Below are 1,494 nucleotides of genomic sequence, written 5' to 3'. Positions count from 1 at the left end.
ACCGCGACCTTGTAGCCAGCTTGTTTAAAGGCTTCTTCGATGAGCCCATTTTGGTGAATAGGTGATAGCATAGGCATCAAAAGCGTGTGCGTCTTTTTCATGTCCTTGGTAAAGACAGGTTCTTGGGGTTCGGTTTCTTCGGCTTGGCTGTCAAATTGCGGTGCTTGGTTGAAGATGTGTTTTAATTGAGCTTTTTGGGCTTTTTTATCTCGTTCTTCAACGGCAGCTTTAAGCGAACGCAAGCGAATACGGATAGCCCCGAGGTTACTTCCTTCGTCGATTTTTAGGACGGTGTAGAGCTTGTTGTGTCCACGCATGATTTCTTCCACTTGGTCAGTAGTCACGGCATCCAGCCCGCAACCAAAACTGTTGAGCTGCACCAGTTCTAGATTTGGATTTTTTGAAACGACTTTAGCAGCAGCATAGAGGCGAGAATGGTAAACCCATTGGTTAACCACGCGCAGTCCTGACACTTCTTCTAAACCAGCCACCATGTCCTCTGTCAAGACATGAAAACCTTCTTGCGTGATAATATTGGCAATACCGTGATTGATTTCAGCGTCAAGGTGGTAAGGGCGACCAGACAAGACAATGGCTTTTTCGCCCTTGGTAGCAAGAGTGGAAAGCAGTTCGTCAGCTTTATCTTGCAAATCTTGTTTGAAATCGGCTAAGGCTTGGTAGCCATGTTCGACGGCTCTTCGAATGTCCTCAAGCGTGATGTCATCGTAAACACGAAAAGCCTTGCTAAGGGATAGCACAACGGATTCGTGGTCTGCTAAATTGACAAAGGGATGGAAATAAGCCACTTCCCCATTGCGAATAGGGTCCATGTTTTTCTCGATAACTTCAGGATAGCTTTGAACAATAGGACAGTTGTAGTGGTTCGGTGCCTTGCTATTTTCAATTTGCTCGTAAATGACACTTGGGTAGAAAATCGCATCCACTTTGCGGTCAATCAAGCTTTGAATGTGGCCGTGTACCATCTTGGCAGGGTAACAAACCGTATCACTTGGAATGGTTTCAATCCCTTTTTCAAACAAGGTTTTGTCTGATTTTGGGGACAATTGCACACGAAAACCAAGGTCGGTTAAAATGGTGTGCCAAAGGGGATAGTTTTCATACATATTGAGCACACGAGGAATGCCGATAATGCCATGGACAGCGTCACGTTTTGAGAGAGCTTTAAATTTAAAAAGTTTTTTATATTTGTAATCAACGAGGTTTTCTTTTTGGTTGCTGCGGTCAAATGTGATTTTGGTGACTTTTTCTGCTCCGCGTTCGCAACGGTTACCTGTGACAAATTTGGAACCGTCATTGAAAATGGTCACGGTCAAAGCACAGTTGTTTTCACACAAGCCGCAACGGGTGAATTCTTTTTGGGTGGTAAAGTTATCCAGTTCCTCTAGCCCCATCAAACGTGAGGTTTGGGGTTGGTGTTCCAGTAATGTTTCCGTCATGTGTTCTCTCCTTTACTGTACCGTACTAAAAGCGGGT

At 44.6% G+C, this 1,494-nt stretch carries 1 pseudogene; it reads right to left on the bottom strand.

Annotated features, from left to right (window positions below):
* Positions 1 to 1,421 (bottom strand): annotated as a pseudogene (locus tag B3473_RS03030) (acyl-CoA dehydratase activase-related protein); the annotation flags it as partial.
* Between the last annotated feature and the right edge of the window lie 73 nt (positions 1,422 to 1,494).

It is taken from the genome of Streptococcus sp. UBA632 (genome assembly GCF_002300045.1).
GTDB lineage: Bacteria > Bacillota > Bacilli > Lactobacillales > Streptococcaceae > Streptococcus > Streptococcus alactolyticus.
The sequence above is the reverse complement of the archived record's forward strand: the minus strand, read 5'-3'. Positions and strand labels throughout refer to the sequence as shown.